Genomic DNA, 18,248 nt, shown 5'->3' with positions numbered 1-18,248 from the left:
TAGAAAGAGGCTAACCATGCTACTTGCCATTGAAAATGTTTTAACCGGTGAAGAACTCGCCAGTGCGCGCGAACTGTTTGCCAAGGCGCAATTCGTCGATGGCTGGGTCACCGCAGGCCAACTGGCCGCGAAGGTAAAAAACAACATGCAATTGCCCGCCAATGCAGCGGAAACACAAGTGCTGACCGCCCTCGTGCATGATGCCTTGCATTGTAATCCGCTGTTCGTTTCCGCCGCATTGCCGAAAGTGGTCTGCCCTCCCCTGTTTAACCGCTATGTTCCCGGCATGGATTTCGGCATCCATGTCGATAATGCGATCCGCGTCGGCGTAACAACTTTTCGCACCGATGTATCCGGAACCCTGTTTCTGTCCGAACCGGAAGAATATGAAGGCGGTGAACTGATTATTGAAGACACTTACGGCGTGCAGCAAATTAAACTGCCAGCCGGAAGTCTGGTGCTTTATCCATCCAGCAGCTTGCATCGAGTGGAACCCATCACCGGCGGCCATCGCGATGTCGCCGTGTTTTGGGTGCAGAGCATGATTCGCGATGTCGCCCAGCGCTGCCTGTTATTTCAGCTGGATGCCGGTATCCAGAGCCTGCGCGCCCGCGCCCCGGAAAGCCCGGAGATTGTCCCGCTGGTCGCCACTTATCACAATCTGCTGCGTATGTGGGCAGACATCTAACAACGAACGGAGATCATCATAATGACGAATATACAGAATCCGGAGATATTGATCCGGAAATCCAAACGCATTCAATGGCTCAAATGGCTGCGTCGACTCCATGCCTGGGTCGGACTGTGGGGAGCGGCGTTGGGTTTGTTATTCGGCGTTAGCGGGATTTTACTCAACCACCGCGCGGTGATGAAAATTCCGGCAGCGCACATGGAACAGTCGCAAATCGAACTGGCCTTACCCACACCGCTTCCGGCCGATGCCAAAGCCTTGGCAAAATGGCTGCAAGTACAGCTAAGCATCGACCGGGAACCCGGCAAAGTTACCACTGAACCGGAAAAAACCGTCATCTGGGCCGATCAAAACATCCAGCAGCCCAGCCAGTGGCGGGTGGATTTTCACACTCCGCAACAGTCTCTTAATGCCGAATACTGGGTAGGTAATACTTTTGTTTCGGTAAAACGTCAGGATGCCAATGGATTCGCATTCATCACCCGATTGCACAGAGGTGTTGGCATGGGAACGGCATGGATACTGTTGGTCGATACGCTGGCAGGCGGTTTGGTGTTTCTTTCCCTGACCGGCCTTTTACTATGGACCAAGCTACACGGTTCGCGCTTGGCTATGGCCGGGCTGGCGCTGACCTCGCTTGGACTGGCGGTGTTTGAGGTACTGACTTCGCTATAATTATCTGTGCTTTGAGTCGGGAGTCGCTATTATCGCTGAACGCTTGTTTTGAGCAATGCAGCAGCGGCTATGAGGAAGTTTTGCACCCGGAAGAACCGGCAAATACTCGATTCCGGGAGTATCTTTTGTGTCTTTCATGGACACATCGCCGAGCAGTGTAAGGAGCATAGTCGCCTTAGCCGACAATCACCAGCCAGTCGGTCAGATAAGTCATCTTTACCGACAGGTTTTTTTCCAAAACTTTCAGCATGTCGTCCGACTCACGCAAATTGATGCGTCCATTGATTTTGAGTTCACGCAAATTATTGTCCCTGTAAACCACCAAACCGGCTCTGTAGCGAAGAATCTGGTTGATGACGCTTTCCAGGGGGGCATTCTCAAACGCCAGAAAACCGTTCACCCAGGAGGTTGCCAGCGCCGAATCCAGCAGCAGGGTCTCACCCAGTCCTGCGGCATCGACCGATACAGCCTCGCGATCATGCAGAATCAACGGCTGCTTCAAGGTGCGCCGATCGGTTACTTCCACCCGGCCGGACACGACTTTGACTTCGTCGCTATGGCTCCTTTCATGCACGAAAAACCGGGTTCCCAGCACACGAGTCGTCGAATGATCGGCCTGAACAATGAACGGCCGATTGGGGTCGGGTTTGACCTCAAAGTAAACCTCGCCTTTCAATAGTTCGATCCTGCGTTGCGGGCCATCCATACTGACCGCGATAGCGGTGTCGGTATTGAGCATCGCGGTAGAACCGTCATCGAAATAGACGGTTTTACGTTCGCCCACCTGGGTCGAATAATCGCCTTGCAGCAAGATCCACAGCTCGTTGTTAAACAGCAAGCCCAAAGCCAGACAGGCGGCCATCGCCAGCGGCAATTTGAAACTGGCTGTGGTTTTTTTATGCGGTGTTATGCGACGTTTCCGGGCGGTTTCGCCAAGCGCTTGCAACAGATCGGCATCGCCCCATAGCTTGCTGACTTCATTAAAGGCGTCGCGATGCGTATCGTCCTGATTCAGCCATCGGAGAAATGACGTTTTTTCCTCGCTGGAAACATTATCGGCCCGCAACCGTATAAACCAGGTCACTGCTTGCTCGTCAAGGTCGTTATCAAGCCCGGATTCCAAACTGTTGTTTTCGTTTTCCTGTTTCATAGATAACTACTCGGTTTATGCATAGAAAGCTCTCCGCAGCCGGATAAACCAGCCACCCAACCGGCGACACAATTGCACCCATAGCCCTCAGATGAAAGCGCTAAAGAGTTGCGTTGCATAGTATTCATCAATATTCCCTTGTGGCCAAAAACCTCTCCGTTAGGGAGATTAGTAAAACTTGACAGCGCTGTGTAGGCAATACAACCCTCCTTGGCTCCACCGACCGCTTGTCTGCGGGTGGTATTTTACCCCTCAGATGCGGATTGAAACGACCTAAACCTATTGCTTATGATGTTTTTAATCGTCATGCGGTTGTAACAACAGCATGTGTTCGGACTTTCCTGCTGTCAATGCCATCGCCAAGCCTTTGAGCCAATAGTCCTGCTGGTCCCGGTAATAAGGCGACAAGGGCTGACCTGATTGGCCGCCGGGCATATGCAGAATGGCGTCTTCAAAATGGCCCGGCGCAACCACCAGCCGCTGGCTGGCTCCAAAACCCGGCCCCGCCGCGCGAACGCAAAAAGCACAACCCGGCAATGCCTCCTCCGGCATATCCAGCAAAGCGCTCAGTATCGGCATCGCCTTTGAAAACGGATGCGTTTGCTTGACCTTGTTCAGCCTGCCCCAGTTCAACGCCATTAGCGCCACCTCCGGCTGCCGGGCTTGCACTCGCTGAAGACTGTGTTTCAATTGCCCCAAAATAAAGTCGTCCCAGTTCCGGTAATGCGCCGTATCGGGCAGTGCATGCAAGGGCTTTTCGTTCAGCAGGGCTTGCAACGGCGTATCGATATACGTCCACGCATAACTGAAGTTTTTATCGGCTTGCCGGCTGGCCGATAAAAACGGCGTAAATACCGATTCGATCAATTGCTTGCGAAACTCGACCAGCAACGCAAAACCCAGGCTGTCGACATCAGCCCGCCCGTTCCAGGCCAGCAAATAGTCTCGTACCCCGGCCAAATCCGCTTGCCCGGCAATGGCTTCGGCGGTCAGACTGGTCAGGGCCAACTGCTGATAGAAGCCATAAAACTCGCTTTCGGTATCCAGTTGCAAATCGAACATGGCCCATTCGCCGATCTTGGGCATTTGCGCAAGTTGCCGGGTAATCCTGTAGGCGCGGTAGCCGTTGCCGAACTGGTGGCCGATGACATACGGGTAATTTTTGCCCAGACGGCGGTCGTTGGCCGACACCAGGATGCCCTCGGGCGGATCGATGACGCGCGGCAAATGTTCGGGTTCGATATAACCGTTCCAGCCCACATTGCCGTCCGCCCATGAGCGACTGACCAAACCGTCATTGCCGAAGCGCTTGGGGATTTTGCCCATCAATGTCCAGGCAATGCGGCCTTTGTCGTCGGCCAGCAACACATTCAACTGCGGGCCGCCGCTGCTGTTGACGACTTTTACCGCTTGCTCCAGGATTTCGCCTTGCTCCAAGTCAAACATATTCAAGTTGATGGCATCGGCATCCAGCGCCGCCCAATGAATTGCCACCGATTTATCCAGCAACGGCTGGTTGGCAACCGGCCCCCAACGCGTCTGCTTGACCATGACCTGTTTGGCCTCCCCGCCCTTGACGAGGATGGTTTCCGGGTATTCGTCAAAGCCTTGCCATTGTTCGCCTACCCGGTATTGATCGGGATTGGCGGGATTAATCTCAAGCTGTACCAGATCCAGGAAATCGCCGGTCAGGTTGGTGGCCCCCCAGGCAATATGCCGATTGCTGCCGACGATTATCAAGGGTGTGCCCGGTAAAATTACGCCTGCGGCATGCGTGTCGCCGTAGTTCAACTCGACGCGGTACCAGATATTGGGCACCGATAGGCCCAAATGCATATCGTTAGCCAGAATGGCCCGACCGTCCCAGGTCTTCTTGCCGCTGACCGCCCAGGCATTGGAACCGACCATGAAATCGGACTGCTGCACCGTCTGCGCCAACAAGGTTTTATCCATCGGCTGATGAGCCAATGCGGTTGCCAAAGCCTCGACCGGAATCGCCTGCGCCGGACGCAACGATTCAGCCTGTTTCAGTAATGATTCGGTGTAAGGATCGGTATCCGGCGTCAGAAAACGCACGGCGGCATCCGGCAAGGTTTTTTCCATCACGCTCAGCATGCGTTCGCTGCGCTCCTCACCGGCAGTCAAGGTTTCACACATGCCTAATACCACCAGCAGGCTGTCCTCGGCTGTCCAAGGCTCCGGCTGATAGCTCAATAGCGTAAACTCGAAAGGCAGTTTGCCGGATTCGGCCATATAGCTGTTGACGCCGTCGGCATAGCTTTGCAGATAATGCAGATGATCCTGCGGCAGTTTCGCCAGGATCGCTTTTGCCTCCCGATGAAAACCGTAGGTTCGGGCCTTGATGTCGCTGTCCAGCGCGATGTCGCCAAAGATTTCCGCCAAGCGCCCGGCATTTTTGCGCCGCATCAGTTCCATCTGAAACAGGCGGTCTCGGGCGGTGACATAGCCCAGCGCCCGAACCGCATCGGCACGGTTAGCGGCGTCAATGACCGGAATGCCGTGCGCATCGGTATGTACGCGAACCTCCGCGGTAAGCCGTTCCAGCTTCACCGTGCCGTCAAGTTGCGGCAGGGACTTATGCAAAACCCAGAAACCGCCGCCGACAGCGATCGCCGCCAGACTTGCCAGCCCCAGACAGGTATACAAAACAGATTTTCGAATATTCGCCATTGCCATCCAATACTATGAAATGCGATTAAAAAACTTAAAAGATTATCACCACGAAGACACGAAGGACACGAAGGACACGAAGAAAAACAAAGTAAAACTTCGTGCCCTTCGTGTCTTGGCAACTGCTCCATACGTTGCTCTACCTCTTACATCCATACAAGTCGTTCGTGGTTATGCTACTGAGCGGGACGGGGTTTGCAACCCCGTCCCTAACGTTTCAACCTAACTAGCTACGTTATAATCACCTCAAAAACACTTCGGACAGGGCAACATGCCCCGTCCAGCCATGCGACACGAAGAAAAACAGAGTGAAAACTTCGTGTCCTTCGTGTCTTCGTGGTGAATACATCCTTTCCTAGTTGCTGACTGCTACGGGCTTTTCCGTGGCTATAATCCGACCTTCTTCCAGCTTGATACAGCGATCCGCCAAATAGAAATAGCGATCGTCATGGCTGATAATCAAAACTGTTTTGCCTCGGGCTTTCAAGGCCGGCAGTAATTCCGTATAGAATAAATGCTTGAACTCGGGGTCCTGGTCTGCAGCCCACTCGTCGAAAACATAAAAAGGCCGATCTTCAAGATAAGCGACCAATAGCGCCAAACGTTTGCGCTGGCCTTGAGACAAGTTCACCGAAGAAAACCGGCCGTTCTCAACCCGCACTTTATGGTGTAAGTGCAGGCGCTGCAAATAATCGTCGACGAGTGCGTTCTGGTTATCGACCCCATACAGCTCGTCAAACAAATAAAAATCCGAAAAAATCACCGAGAAGTTTTGCAGGTAATCATCCCGGTTACAGTCATCAACGACCTTGCCGTTCCAGCGAATTAGCCCTTGCTCCGGCATGTAAAGCCCGATCAGCAGCATTGCCAGCGTGGTCTTGCCGCTACCATTACCGCCAATTAAAAATACCAGTTCCCCTGGCTTAAAGTCCAGGTCGACAGGCCCCAAGATAAAATTGCGATTTTCCTTTTCCCGGTGAAAACTGTGCGTCACACCTTGTAGCGACAGTCCTGAAAACATTGCGCAAACCTCGGTTTTTTTATCAGGCACATCGACCGGTACCGTTTGTCTTTTGAGCTGGTCGCCGAGCTGTCCGACTTTTTGCAGCGACACCTTGGCACCGCTGAAAATCGGCAAACTGGTGGTGAGTAGGGTCAACGGGGTCATCATAAACAAAAACACCAGCGCATAGCCGCCGATCACTTCCCGGTCGATCGCTTGCCAAGCCGGAAAAACATAGAGGATCACGCCAATAGCTAAATAATACAATAGCTGCGCCCACTGATTAACCCATAAATAAGCCACTGCGCCCCGAAAAGAGTAACGGCTATAGGTCTCGGCGCTGACCGCCAACGACTGCGCCATAAATGCGTCGCTACGCTGCCGGTGCAATTTCAGCTCGCGAATACCTTCCGTCAAAGCCCGAAAATCGCTGCTGAGTACATCGTATTCCTCCCGCGCCTTGAACACGGCTTCTTTCGGCCATTCTCTGAACAGACTGGAACTCAATACGCCGAATGCAATCACTCCACCCAAAACCAGCGCCAACTGCCAGGACAGCCAGCTCAGATAGGCCATACTGCCCGCCACAACCACAAAATTAATGCAGACTACCGGCAATAATTGACTGGCATTGGCAATCGCCGCGATGTCCTCAGTCAAATTAGCCAATAACGCCGACTTGCCGAGCTTTTGCAGATAAGGATAAGGCGCGGCTAGAATCAAGCGGCTGATGTGGATACGAAGATCGCAAATAATTTTAGCGCTGAGCCGTTTGAGCAGATAATGGGATAGAAAACCGCTGGTCAATACCGCAATAGACAATCCGCCAAACAGCCATGGCAAAAGCCTGGCATCCAAAGCATTCGACAACGTCGAATTAATCAGCGCCACCAAGGCTGCACTGCTTAAACCGCTGATAATACCGGCAAGCATTACGCCAACAACCGTTAGCCGGGAAGAGCGGCATAAAAAAACTAACATAAACTATTTTTCCTTTAAGCTTGCGTACACATAACTCAATGCGTTAGAACAAATTCTATGCCGCATATCCGGCATCAAAGCCACAACAGGTTTAGTATTCAGTCAATTCTATTTTGACCGGACAAAGTAAATCCGTTCGTCATGAGCTTGTCGAATAAGATGAGCAGGTTTACGCTGAGCTAAACAATTTTTACGCGACATAACAAGACTGACCGAGTACTGGTAATAGGACGCCTTAAGCCTTGTTTAACCTCATCCTTTCGCTAAAAAATACTCATGAACCACCCGTGCAACTGCGCAGGATGTGCTGAACGCAGTAAAGCGCCCCATGCCATTCAACGCCGGCGTCGCCTTTAATTAAACTATGTTATATGCCGCATTATCACTGCATCATCTGCCTCGCTTTTTAAAGCCCGTCCTCAAATAAACTTCTAACCCATTGAAATTAGTCAGACATAAAAATGGCACATTCATTGCTTTGTTCACTATAGCCGGCGCAATGCATTCAGGACAACAGGCTGACTTTGAGAGCATCGCGCGCAGGCATGCCAACAAACAAAAAACATGCCTTGACGGCAATATTCACCGACTTACCCGGTTTGATACCAGCTACTTACCTGTGTACCGATAACCGCTAACTAACAAAGCAGAGACCATGGAATCACCTATGCTTATGCAACCCAATATATGGCGCTTTAGCTGTTTGCCAACGCAAGTCTCTAACGCTGTTAGACCCGCCCACCTTATTCCGATGCCGAAAGCGTAACAACAAGGTAAACAGTCTTAACAACAACGAAGAGGGATTTGAACTTGAACATAGAAGCCATTTACTTAAATCACCAGTCCGAATTGCAGTTTCATTTGACCCGGATTGTCAACTGCCCGGATATAGCCGCCGACATTGCACAAGAAAGCTTCATTATTTTTTTCCGAGAAGCACAAAAACAAACGATCGATCATCCGCGCGGTTTTCTGTTCAGAGTCGCCAAAAACCTTGCGTACGATCACATCAAGCATCGAAAAGTAACGGAAAACTACCAACAGACGAAAGACCAGTCCCTACTCCCGCCAAGCGAATTCCCCTCTGCCGAAAAACTCGTATCCATTGACGAAAGGTTGACCGCCATCAAGCGGATATTAGATGAATTGCCTTTGCGCACTCAGGAGATATTTATCCTGAATAGAGTTTACGGCATGACCTATACCGAAACAGCCATGGAACTCGGCATATCCGATAGCGCCGTTGAAAAACACATGGCCAAAGCCCTGCTGCACTGCCGCATCCAATTCAAAACCCAGTTACTGGATCAGCATGACAGCTGAGGTGTTTTAACGCTTCTATCGTCTACTACACGTAAACATCAAAGTAACCGGCCCATCCCAACAAATCGCGGGGTGCGTTTAAAGCAATTACATTAACGGAGCATAATAATGGCTTGGAACGACGAAGAAGACACCACCCTTTATCGGGTTGTGGTCAATCACGAAGAACAATACTCAATTTGGCCTGAATACAAAGAAATACCAGGCGGCTGGCGGACGGTCGATAAAATCGGCAACAAGCAGGCGTGCCTGGATTACATCAAAAAAGTCTGGACGGATATGCGTCCGTTAAGCCTGCAGATACACATGCAACAAACGGCGTCACAATAGTCAATGGATGGCGAGAGACGGGATTTACATCCCGTCTTTATCTTTACCTTGGTTCGAGCCGTCTAAGCTCGATTCTGTTATAACATTTCGCAGGAACCGTCAGCGCAGCGCTGATGCCACGGTCAAAATCCAAATCGACCAGCACCCAATCTCCAGCCGAACCATACCCCTCCGGCACAGACAAAAACCTCGTCGCACCAACCGCCGAAGAAACAACCTTGGAAACATCTAGTCCAAGACCTACACCGACGGCTTTTACAAAGCTTTCCTTCCTTGTCCAGAGCCGATAGAAAAACTCGTCTTTGCTGTTTTTTGGCAATCCGTTCCAAAAACGGCGTTCGACTTCGGCAAAACAGAGATTGGCGATTGCAGCACAGTCAATTTTACTGTTCCAAACTTCAATATCGACACCTATCTGCTCATTCGCCCCCACTGCCACCAGCATTTTATCGACGGAATGCGCCAAATTGAATTTAACCTGATGCTCCAGGCCATTGATAACAATAACCGGCTTGCCAAACGCCTGCTCCGCATAACCGATCTTTTCAGGAGGCATGCCCAGATACCCGGACAGGATCAGCCTGAGCTTGCCGTGACTTACCACATAACGCCTGCCGTGCATTGCTTGCACGAAACGCGAGGCCTTGTCTTGCTCGTTCTTGTCCAGCAACGACCAATAATATCGATGCTCTTCGTCTGTAACGGCTAATTGTTCAAGCCATACATCGATAGTCATACAGAATCATCAGCCCTTTAGTTTGATTTTTGCTTTACGCCTTGTTTAAGGCCGATATGATGAGGGGTCGAAGATGCCGTTTCAGTTCACTTGAGAATGCAAAAAACAGCAATACTGACCGGAGGATAGAGTCATCGCTCCCGTTTCACTATAAACTACCGCGCCTATCCGCGAACCGACTTCAAAACCCGATTCAACATACGTTTTCCCTTAAATAACCATGACATGATTTCAAACAACGGCACATAGCGCCAGGGAACTCCTTCCGGCGGTAACCATCTCAACTTACGAGAATCATCCCAGAAAAAAACGACCGCAGAACTGAACTCTTCTGTCTCAACGCCATGCCACCAGTAAATTGGAAAAAACAGCATTTCCCCAGCGTTAACTTCGCACTCGTAATACTGAGCCTTCCCATACAAAGGATATTCCTCTAAATCAACGGGCTCGCCTTCAATCTTGCTAAAATGCAGCTTCTGGTAAAGATACGGGGTTTGATCGGGGGCGAAAAGCTTTACCCGCTTGCGTCCCGTAACTTGACACAGCAACGCCTTTCCGAAAGGGTGGAAGTGAATTTGCGAATGCACATGACTACCGATGTAACCCACTGCGGCGAATTTTGTTGAATTAACGTAAGCCGGAACCGTATAGTCGCCGGCGATTTCCGGCAAAATGTCCTTAACAGACCGCTCGCTTAAATAAACCCGCTCACTGCCAACCGGCTCCTTGTTGACGACAGCCAAATAATCCGCCAACTTCATCGATTCGGTGCTCGCTCCGAGATAGGCGCCGTTACGCATACGTTTGACAGGAACTGAGCGCTCACCGGCAAGCGCATTGAAATATTGCGTATTCCAAAGCGAGCAGGCATTCCACTCGGAAACAACCCCGGTTATCAATACCGGCTTACCGGGTTCCGCATATAACTTATTAAATTCTTCAACCGATGGCGCATGCAACCTATCCACTTGCAATGGCAATTTTTCATTCGAATTCATTGTGTAATCTCCCGTTATTCAGCCTTACCAACATCGCGTCAGACTAAGTCTGGTTTTCAGCAAACTGGTGACACATATACCACAGACCCAGCCAAGACATTGTGGCTACTATAAAAACCCATAAATTAAGCGTAAGTCACTGCCATTAACTTAATGGCAGTGACCGGGTTGCGTTGCCAAACAGCAACCCGCCGAACTCCAATGCCATAAATATATTGCCGTCGCCCGTTATTTCGCCCTGTTCATAAGCATCGCCTGCCGTTTTCCTGCCTTCGATCAGCTCGCAAAAAACGCTGTAGGTTGTAGCGATTGTACAATCGCAGGAGCCGCCATTGTCTTTTAAAGTTAAGCCGTCACCATTACTCTCAATTGTCCACACGCCTCCTTTCAACCCGGTTACCACGAATTTACAAACACCGCGTAATTGGCTGAATTTGTCCATTTGTGCAGCAGTATTTTGCAAAAAACGATTTTGAAAAAAATCATTCACGTCCAGATCGTAAAGCGCCGGTTCGTCATTACCTCGTTGTTCGGCATATAAAGCGTCTATCGTCGGATACCCTAACTGCTGGTGAAGCGTGTCAACCTCGGCCATCAGCTCATCAGAAATTGCCGTTAACGGAATCGCTGTCCCGTTGCCTATAGAATCCTTGCTGATTTTGCCGGAAAACCAGACTTTCAGATCGCCCTCGCCCTGATCGTGAGGCACTTGAAATATCGAATCAATCAAACGCGCATCCCAAGGCTCATCGAGAAAATCAAACAATTTTGCCAAGACATGCTCCGGCTGTAAAACCAAAGACTCATAGTTAATCCTGATGCACTGGTTGGCATGAGCCTGTTCGAATGCTATCAGCTTACCGGTCTTTTCCTGCCAGTTAGCAATCATCGCGGCAACAAAATTAGTCGGACACTTCTGTACATAAGCGGACAATTCATGCATATACCCCAATGGATTAAATTTAATGCACGAATACGCAACATCCAGGCAATTGCGATATAAACAGATATATTTGGCCTGCGGAAAAATTTTTGCCAATATCTCCAAATAATCGATATTGACGGTCGATTTTTCGCACCATTTTTTTTTGCCTTTCCCTTGTGTATAGCGGCCCAATATATCCGTTACTACACGCCGGGTTTCTTTAATGGCCAATTGCTCCCTTTGTTCCTCCGTTTCCATACCCGGCAATTTTCCCAACGAATAATAAGTCGTCGCATATAAATTGGCGCATAACGGCCCCAAGTTCAAATGCCCCGGACTGCATAGATTAGGATGTGTATCGACAATGCACCGCAGCATTGTCGAACCCGAACGGACACAAGATAAGATAAAAATCGGTTGTTCAACCGGTTCCTGATGAGAATTGTTGATGTTTTCCATGATTAATGTCCTTTTGTACAACTTGAATTCACAATAGCTTTACCCATTTTGAATTTGATTTAACGAAAAATGACTAATGTTTTTAGCTCAATTAGTGACGTCTATTTAAAGCCCTGCTCTCAACTGACTTTGTGCATGGAGAACATTATTGATTTGCACAAACCAAGCGCCTGTTTCTGGCGTCACGTTTTTGCAGCCAGCGCAAAATGCCGGTGATGTATAAAGCCAGCGGTGCAAAACCGGTGACGCACCACAGGATACGACTAGGAAGGCCTAGAAATTCGCCGTCGTGCAAGCACCAAAGCAGGTTTAAAAATGTCTCGCCTGCGGTAAACTTGCCCGGATCCTGAACAGCCAGCACCTTGCCGCTGTATTGATCTATCCAGACTTTACTGCGCGGACGCTGGCGATTGGCTTCACCCGCTTGTCGTTTGGCAACCATGTAAACACCCTCTTTGCCATTCGGCGTATCTATTCCGCGCAGTTCCGCGCCGGGGAAAACCTGATCGGCGATAACGGCCGCTTGTGCGATGGAAATAGGCGGGCTTAAATCCAGGACGCTCGATTTAAGCATCGGCGCTTTTAAATGATCCGCTTTGACAGCAGAAAAATAGCTTACCAACGGAGTGATAGTGTCCTTATAGCCAAAGGCAAAGCCGGTAAAAGCAATGACCAGCAATAACGCCGAACTATAAAAGCCGATGGTTTTGTGCAGGTCAAAATAAAACCGTTGCGGACTCGAATGGGGTTTGATCGTTAAGGCCTGTTTGAACTTTCCGCCGCGCGGCCACCACAGATAAAGCCCGGACAGGCTGGAGAAAAACAGGAAAATCCCGAAAAAACACACCACCTTAAAACCTGTTTTACCCATCTCCGCACTTATTTTTCCGGTCACAAAAGCGGCATGCACTTCGTAAATCAAGCTAATCAATGTCCGCCCCCAGAAGTTTTCTGAAACGATCTCCCCACTATAAGGATCAATCAGTATTTGCAGCGGAGCAAACAACTCGTCTTTGGTTTCTTCAGGTTTTGGATAGCTCACCCAGACATAATCGCTCTGGTAACCCGGCAAAATCATATTCCAGCCGCCGGTTCTTTGCGGATGCGCGGCTTTAACGGTATGAAGAATGTCGTCCAGACTGCGCATCCTGGATTGGCTTGTGACAGGCACGGCGGGCAAACCCCATTCTTCCAGTTCGTTATAAAAAACGATACACGAACCGGTCAGCCCCAGAATGACGAACTCAAAGCCGACCGTTAGCGCGATGGTTAAATGCAGGCTTAGCCAGAACTTGCGGAGGTTTTTTCGGGAAAATAAATACTTATAATTGTTTAAATCGGGTTCTTTGATCATACGAAATTTCAATCAAAATGTAGGTCGGGTTAGCTTGATGAGCGTAACCCGACAATGCGAAGCCGTCGTGTCAGATTATGGCTGACGCCTAACCTGATCTACAGGAGTTATGCATAAAGACATGAGCAGAGCATGGAACCCGGCGAAGCCTGAATAGCCTGCTAAAACTCCAGCCGTATTGAACCCATAGCAGTCAAAGGCGCCCCCGGATAAATTCCGACGCGTGGCGGTGCATTTTGAAAAGGATCGGTCGACTCGTAATAGGTTTTGTCCAACAGGTTGCGGATATTAAATTGCGTTGTAAGACGCGTACCCTTGAAATCGTAACGATACGCGGCAAACGCATCTAATCGGGCGTAACCGGGTAAAGCAAAGGTATTGGCGTCGTCGCCCTGTCTTTGTCCGGAGGCAAACATCCCGAGTCCGGCGCTCCAACCTTTTAACGGTTCATAATTTTGAATCTCGTACTTTAACCACAGACTGCCTGAATGCTCGGGCACGTTATTCATTTTATGATCCTGAAGCCCGGAGTTGTCTTTTGTAATACGCGCATCGGTATACGCATAGTTTCCGATCAAGCTGAAACCATCAGTCATTTGACCTATCATATCCAATTCGATGCCTTGGCTACGCGCTTCGCCGATTGCCGTTCGGGCAGAAGGATCCGGACTATTCAGGTCGCGAGTCATTATATTTTCTTTGGCTAAATGATAGTAAGCCAGCGTAGTCGTCAAACGCTGCTCAAATAATTCAGATTTAAACCCGGCTTCGAACTGTTCCCCAATCTCAGGATCGATTGTCGCCCCGGAAGCCGTAACCCCGTTATTTGCCCCAAAAGACGTAGTCCAGTTACCATAAACGCTCATCCATGATACAGGTTGATATAAGACTCCGACCCTTGGGCTGAATCCTTCGTCATTTCGCGAAGGCAGCACAGCTTCGGCCGCACTATACGAATCGCCCACCCCGCGGCCGGTTTTAGCCCAATCATAGCGACCGCCTCCGACCAAATGAACAGAATCCCAAAGTGTTATATCATCCTGAAAGTACACGCCATACCATTCATCCCTCATATACGAATGATTACGCCCGGCAGGATATGGCGTTGCTAAAGCGGTGTCATAAAACGAAGAATTAATACCATATACCGGCTCGTAAATATCAATGCCCAAGCCATTGACCGGATTCACGAAATTGCCTCGAGTCAGGTAAGTCCCGGTCGATCTTAAATAATCGAAGCCGACTAAGGTTTTATGCTGGGTACCCAGGAAATTGGTATTTCCAGTCAAATCCACATTAGTAGTGTACGTTTGTGCTTTCACTGTTTGGGCAAATATATTACGCAGATAAGTACGGTTACCTCGACTTGGATCCAGGAATTGCTGCACGGTAAAAGCATTTGCCGGTTTGACGGAAATATCAGAGCTATCGTTATGGGTCGTTAAAAAACGATTGTGTAACGTCCAATCCTTGTTAAAGGCATGCGTTAAATTGAACCCCAAATTTACATTCGATAATGTGTCCACCGGGTCGTTGGGGTCAATATATGAACGCTCGACAGGAACGGCGGCGGGTCGATCGCCTATTGCAAACAAGCCCCGATCAACTTGAAAATCCTGATCCAAGCCTTCGACATCCAAAGACATTTCGGTTGCATCGCTGGGGTTCCAGGTCAGGGACGAGTAAGCGGAGACTCGATCATTAAAATTGAAATCCCTGAACGAATTATTGTTTTGATAGCTACCTGAAAAACGATAACTTAGCGACTGATCGTCTGTAAGCGAGCCGGTTGCATCCCATTCGGTGCGGTAAAAGTCATAGGAACCGAAACGTTGTTCCACTGCGTAACGCGGTGACCTTTCAGCCCGTTTGGTATTCACATTGATAAGGCCGCCGGGTTCTATCCGGCCGAATAGCATGGCCGCAGGCCCCTTAAGCACTTCGACGCTTTGCAGGTTGGCGGTGTCGAGTTCAGTCGCTGTTCCCGTAGAAATACCGTTGGCAACAAGACCGTTTCGAAAAACCCTGCTATTCCGAAAGCCCCGAATAATAAAGCCCGTCCCATAACCCAACGTGGTATTGGAGCGCACGCCGCTGACATTCTCAACCGCGTCTTTTACCCGCGTAGTTTGTTGATCCTGCATCACCGCCCTGGGCACCACCTGAATGGACATCGGCGTCTCCATAATCGGGGTGTCGGTTTTGGTGGCGGAACTGGAATTGGGCGACGCATAAAGTTTGTCAGCATCGTATTCGGTTTTTTCGGTCACCGTCATCGCTTTCAACGTGATCGTATCCGATTGCGGCTCCGCAACAGCCATCTTCTCCAACGTTACGCTATTGTCCCCGGTCAAGCGATAAGCCAGCCCGGTGCCTCGCAACAACTCATTCAGGCCTTGTTGAACCCCATAACTACCTTTAAGCGGCTTTGATTTTGCACCCGCTACCATAGAGGCCGGATAACTTAATTCCATACCCGTTTTTTCTGCGAAGTTATTCAATGCGGATGCCAAATCACTGGAAGGCATGTCGAATTGAATTTTTTGGGCGTTATCGGTAACCGATAACGCCGGTACTGCATGGCAAAACGTTAAAACAAAGACCCCTTTTATCAAACATGCCCTGAGCTTTTTTCCTGAATTCTTGTCAATTTCGTCTGGATAAAAGTTCTTCTTTTTATTATTAACCATTTTGGAGTTTTCCTTAGTAGTTTCGTACTCGCGGTAAGCGCTTAAAAACCGGACCCAACACGAGCAGAATTTGCTGTCAGTACATCAATGTTTACAACAAGTAGACGAGCAAACTTAAAATCCACCCCACCTGAAAAATCATTTTGTTTAAAATAATTTTTCTTGGTAATACGCCGGCTCGCGGACAAAACCGCTCCGCCTAAAATAGGCCTGATAGCGCGTCAATAACTCACCGTCCAGCAAAGCGCACTCAATGCCTAACTTCGATAAGACGCCTTGCGTTTCGCTGCAATCGTAGCGAATAGAGTCTTCTTCCAACAATTCCGACGCATCATCCCGGCTTTGATCCGAAAACATCGGCAGTAAAGGCAACAAGGCAAAGTCTTTGTGGTTTCTCTGACCGATCTCCACTACCTTTTCCACCCAGTCTCGATAAGGAATACGATGCAGGCGATAACCTGAGCGGCTAAACCAATCGATCAATTCATCGGAATAAGCCGGGGTGGGATGATTTAAATGAAAACAAGCGCCGATAGAATCCGGCTGCAACGATAGCGAAACAATGGCACGGCTCATGTAATCGACGGATGCCATATCCATAGGGATGCGTTCAGCAGGCGCATAGCCCATCTGTATACAACTTTTGATCAATCTGCACAGGAAGTCTTCGGTATTCCATATCCCGCTACGGCTATCGCCGGCAACGGTAGCCGGCCGATAAATAGTCGCCTGCAAGCCTCTATCCCTGGCCAAAGTAACCAGTTTTTCAGCCACCCATTTGCTCTGCGCATAACCATTGGCCAAATTTACGCTGGGGTTCGGCTCGTCATTTTCCTTATAACCCTGCAGATTGATGGCAGACGCTTCGCTAAATACCGACAAGGTTGACACATAATGAATGGCTTTAGCTTTGCCTAAGCAGGCAAGACGCAACACTTCTTCGGTTCCCAAGACATTGGCGGCTTTTAACGCCTTGTAAGGCTGGACAAAATTGACCAGCGCCCCGTTGTGATAAATGACTTCAACCTGCCCCGCAATTTCATCGTAACGCAATGAAGAAAGCCCAAGCCGGGGTTCAGACAAATCGCCGCAGACTGCAATAACCCGGCTCCAGTCAATACCGTCCTGCAGCTCATAACAGCCGACTTGACGTTGCAGCCGGGTCAGCGCTGCTTGCTCATCGGCAGCCCTGATCAAACAATATATCTCGGCCTGAGTTTGCTCCAGCAATTCGGCCAGTAAAAACGCGCCCAGAAAACCGGTTGCACCGGTCAAAAACACACTCCGTGCGGCTACGTTTACGTTTATAGATGCAGACGGTAAGGGAATAATTGCAGGATCGAGTGCGGCTTCGGCTTCAAGATCAACCCATGTCTCACTGCTTTCGCCGCTATCGATTAACCGCGCTTGCCCGACAATGGTCGGCATCTCGAAAAAATTCTTCAGCGGCAAATGGATGCCGAATCTTTTTTGCACGGCAAACGGCAACTGAGTCGCCAACAATGAATGCCCGCCTAATTCGAAAAAATCGTCATGCCTACCGACACGCTCAATGCCGAGTATCTCGCTCCAAATAGCCGCCAACGCCATTTCCGTATCCGTTGAAGGCGCCACGTAGCGGTTTTTTGCAGTTTCAGTCATATCCGGTTCGGGCAATGCCTTGCGGTCTATTTTACCGTTTGCCGTCAACGGCATTTGACTGAGTAAAACATACGCGCTTGGCAACATGATGTCCGGCAATAGGGTTTTAAGATTTTCGCGTAACGTTTCCTCTAAAAACGCGTCACCGGGACCGACGATATAGGCAACCAGACGCTTGCTTCCAGGCTGATCTTCCCGCGCCAAAACGACTGCCTCATCCACACCCGGGTACGCCATCAGCCGCGCTTCGATTTCCTCCAGCTCAATCCTGAAGCCGCGAATTTTCACCTGATGGTCGATGCGGCCTAAAAACTCGATGTTGCCGTCCGGGCGGTATTGCGCCAGATCGCCGGTTTTATACAGTCTGCCGCCGTTTTGCTTAAACGGATCGGGGATGAACCTGTCCGCGGTCAGTTCGGGGCGCTGCCAATAGCCGCGCGCCACGCCTGCGCCGCCGATATGGAGTTCGCCCTGCACGCCGACAGGCGCCGGGTTGCCGCTGCGATCCAGGATGTAAAGCCGGACGTTGCTGATCGGCCGACCTATCGATAGCGGCCTGTCCAGGTCGTCCCGGCTTGCCGGGTAAACGCTGCTCCATACC

Annotated in this window: 13 protein-coding genes; 4 read left to right on the top strand and 9 right to left on the bottom strand. The window is 49.9% G+C overall.

Features of this window, described 5'->3' with window-relative positions:
* Positions 1-16: 16 nt before the first annotated feature.
* Positions 17-688: a Fe2+-dependent dioxygenase gene (locus Q8L79_RS10680; RefSeq protein ID WP_305270840.1), complete on the top strand. Its 672-nt coding sequence runs from the start codon at positions 17-19 to the stop codon at positions 686-688.
* 21 nt (positions 689-709) lie between these two features.
* Positions 710-1,366 carry a PepSY-associated TM helix domain-containing protein gene (locus Q8L79_RS10675; RefSeq protein ID WP_305270838.1) on the top strand — a complete coding sequence of 219 codons (657 nt, stop codon included), beginning with the start codon at positions 710-712 and terminating at the stop codon, positions 1,364-1,366.
* A 175-nt stretch (positions 1,367-1,541) separates the two neighbouring features.
* Here the strand turns inward: Q8L79_RS10675 and Q8L79_RS10670 are convergent, their stop codons facing one another.
* From Q8L79_RS10670 to Q8L79_RS10660, 3 genes are all read right to left on the bottom strand, one after another.
* Positions 1,542-2,516 (bottom strand): FecR family protein, encoded by a 975-nt coding sequence (locus Q8L79_RS10670; protein WP_305270836.1) that lies wholly within the window; start codon positions 2,514-2,516, stop codon positions 1,542-1,544.
* A 297-nt stretch (positions 2,517-2,813) separates the two neighbouring features.
* Positions 2,814-5,207 (bottom strand): penicillin acylase family protein, encoded by a 2,394-nt coding sequence (locus Q8L79_RS10665; RefSeq protein ID WP_305270834.1) that lies wholly within the window; start codon positions 5,205-5,207, stop codon positions 2,814-2,816.
* A gap of 355 nt (positions 5,208-5,562) precedes the next feature.
* Positions 5,563-7,191 carry a cyclic peptide export ABC transporter gene (locus Q8L79_RS10660; protein ID WP_305270832.1) on the bottom strand — a complete coding sequence of 543 codons (1,629 nt, stop codon included), beginning with the start codon at positions 7,189-7,191 and terminating at the stop codon, positions 5,563-5,565.
* Positions 7,192-8,001: 810 nt separating this feature from the next.
* Between Q8L79_RS10660 and Q8L79_RS10655 the strand changes: the two genes are divergently transcribed.
* Together Q8L79_RS10655 and Q8L79_RS10650 are read left to right on the top strand one after the other, a co-directional pair.
* Entirely contained in the window at positions 8,002-8,514 is a 513-nt protein-coding gene (locus Q8L79_RS10655) for an RNA polymerase sigma factor (RefSeq protein WP_305270830.1), read from the top strand.
* Positions 8,515-8,622: 108 nt separating this feature from the next.
* On the top strand, positions 8,623-8,844 hold the full coding sequence (locus tag Q8L79_RS10650) for an MbtH family NRPS accessory protein (protein ID WP_305270828.1): 222 nt from the start codon (positions 8,623-8,625) through the stop codon (positions 8,842-8,844).
* Positions 8,845-8,887: 43 nt separating this feature from the next.
* On the opposite strand, the gene Q8L79_RS10645 is transcribed toward Q8L79_RS10650, so the two are convergent.
* From Q8L79_RS10645 to Q8L79_RS10620, 6 genes are all read right to left on the bottom strand, one after another.
* Entirely contained in the window at positions 8,888-9,580 is a 693-nt protein-coding gene (locus Q8L79_RS10645; RefSeq protein WP_305270826.1) for a 4'-phosphopantetheinyl transferase superfamily protein, read from the bottom strand.
* Between the two features lie 164 nt (positions 9,581-9,744).
* Positions 9,745-10,578 (bottom strand): cupin-like domain-containing protein, encoded by an 834-nt coding sequence (locus Q8L79_RS10640; protein WP_305270824.1) that lies wholly within the window; start codon positions 10,576-10,578, stop codon positions 9,745-9,747.
* A 145-nt stretch (positions 10,579-10,723) separates the two neighbouring features.
* On the bottom strand, positions 10,724-11,962 hold the full coding sequence (locus Q8L79_RS10635) for a sulfotransferase (RefSeq protein WP_305270822.1): 1,239 nt from the start codon (positions 11,960-11,962) through the stop codon (positions 10,724-10,726).
* Positions 11,963-12,107: 145 nt separating this feature from the next.
* Entirely contained in the window at positions 12,108-13,316 is a 1,209-nt protein-coding gene (locus Q8L79_RS10630; protein WP_305270820.1) for a PepSY domain-containing protein, read from the bottom strand.
* 161 nt (positions 13,317-13,477) lie between these two features.
* On the bottom strand, positions 13,478-16,006 hold the full coding sequence (locus Q8L79_RS10625) for a TonB-dependent receptor (RefSeq protein ID WP_305270818.1): 2,529 nt from the start codon (positions 16,004-16,006) through the stop codon (positions 13,478-13,480).
* A 147-nt stretch (positions 16,007-16,153) separates the two neighbouring features.
* On the bottom strand, positions 16,154-18,248 hold a 2,095-nt coding region (locus Q8L79_RS10620), incomplete at its 5' end, for a thioester reductase domain-containing protein (RefSeq protein ID WP_305270816.1).

Origin of the sequence: Methylobacter sp. (assembly GCF_030680395.1) — a bacterium.
In the GTDB taxonomy this organism is placed as follows: domain Bacteria; phylum Pseudomonadota; class Gammaproteobacteria; order Methylococcales; family Methylomonadaceae; genus Methylobacter_A.
The sequence above is the reverse complement of the archived record's forward strand: the minus strand, read 5'-3'. Positions and strand labels throughout refer to the sequence as shown.

Excerpts from the sequence above, each read along its gene's own strand:
- Q8L79_RS10665 (WP_305270834.1), bottom strand. The coding sequence starts at position 5,207 with ATGGCGAATATTCGAAAATCTGTTTTGTATACCTGTCTGGGGCTGGCA.
- Q8L79_RS10675 (WP_305270838.1), top strand. The coding sequence starts at position 710 with ATGACGAATATACAGAATCCGGAGATATTGATCCGGAAATCCAAACGC.
- Q8L79_RS10670 (WP_305270836.1), bottom strand. The coding sequence starts at position 2,516 with ATGAAACAGGAAAACGAAAACAACAGTTTGGAATCCGGGCTTGATAAC.
- Q8L79_RS10645 (WP_305270826.1), bottom strand. The coding sequence starts at position 9,580 with ATGACTATCGATGTATGGCTTGAACAATTAGCCGTTACAGACGAAGAG.
- Q8L79_RS10635 (WP_305270822.1), bottom strand. The coding sequence starts at position 11,962 with ATGGAAAACATCAACAATTCTCATCAGGAACCGGTTGAACAACCGATT.
- Q8L79_RS10640 (WP_305270824.1), bottom strand. The coding sequence starts at position 10,578 with ATGAATTCGAATGAAAAATTGCCATTGCAAGTGGATAGGTTGCATGCG.
- Q8L79_RS10650 (WP_305270828.1), top strand. The coding sequence starts at position 8,623 with ATGGCTTGGAACGACGAAGAAGACACCACCCTTTATCGGGTTGTGGTC.
- Q8L79_RS10680 (WP_305270840.1), top strand. The coding sequence starts at position 17 with ATGCTACTTGCCATTGAAAATGTTTTAACCGGTGAAGAACTCGCCAGT.
- Q8L79_RS10625 (WP_305270818.1), bottom strand. The coding sequence starts at position 16,006 with ATGGTTAATAATAAAAAGAAGAACTTTTATCCAGACGAAATTGACAAG.
- Q8L79_RS10660 (WP_305270832.1), bottom strand. The coding sequence starts at position 7,191 with ATGTTAGTTTTTTTATGCCGCTCTTCCCGGCTAACGGTTGTTGGCGTA.
- Q8L79_RS10630 (WP_305270820.1), bottom strand. The coding sequence starts at position 13,316 with ATGATCAAAGAACCCGATTTAAACAATTATAAGTATTTATTTTCCCGA.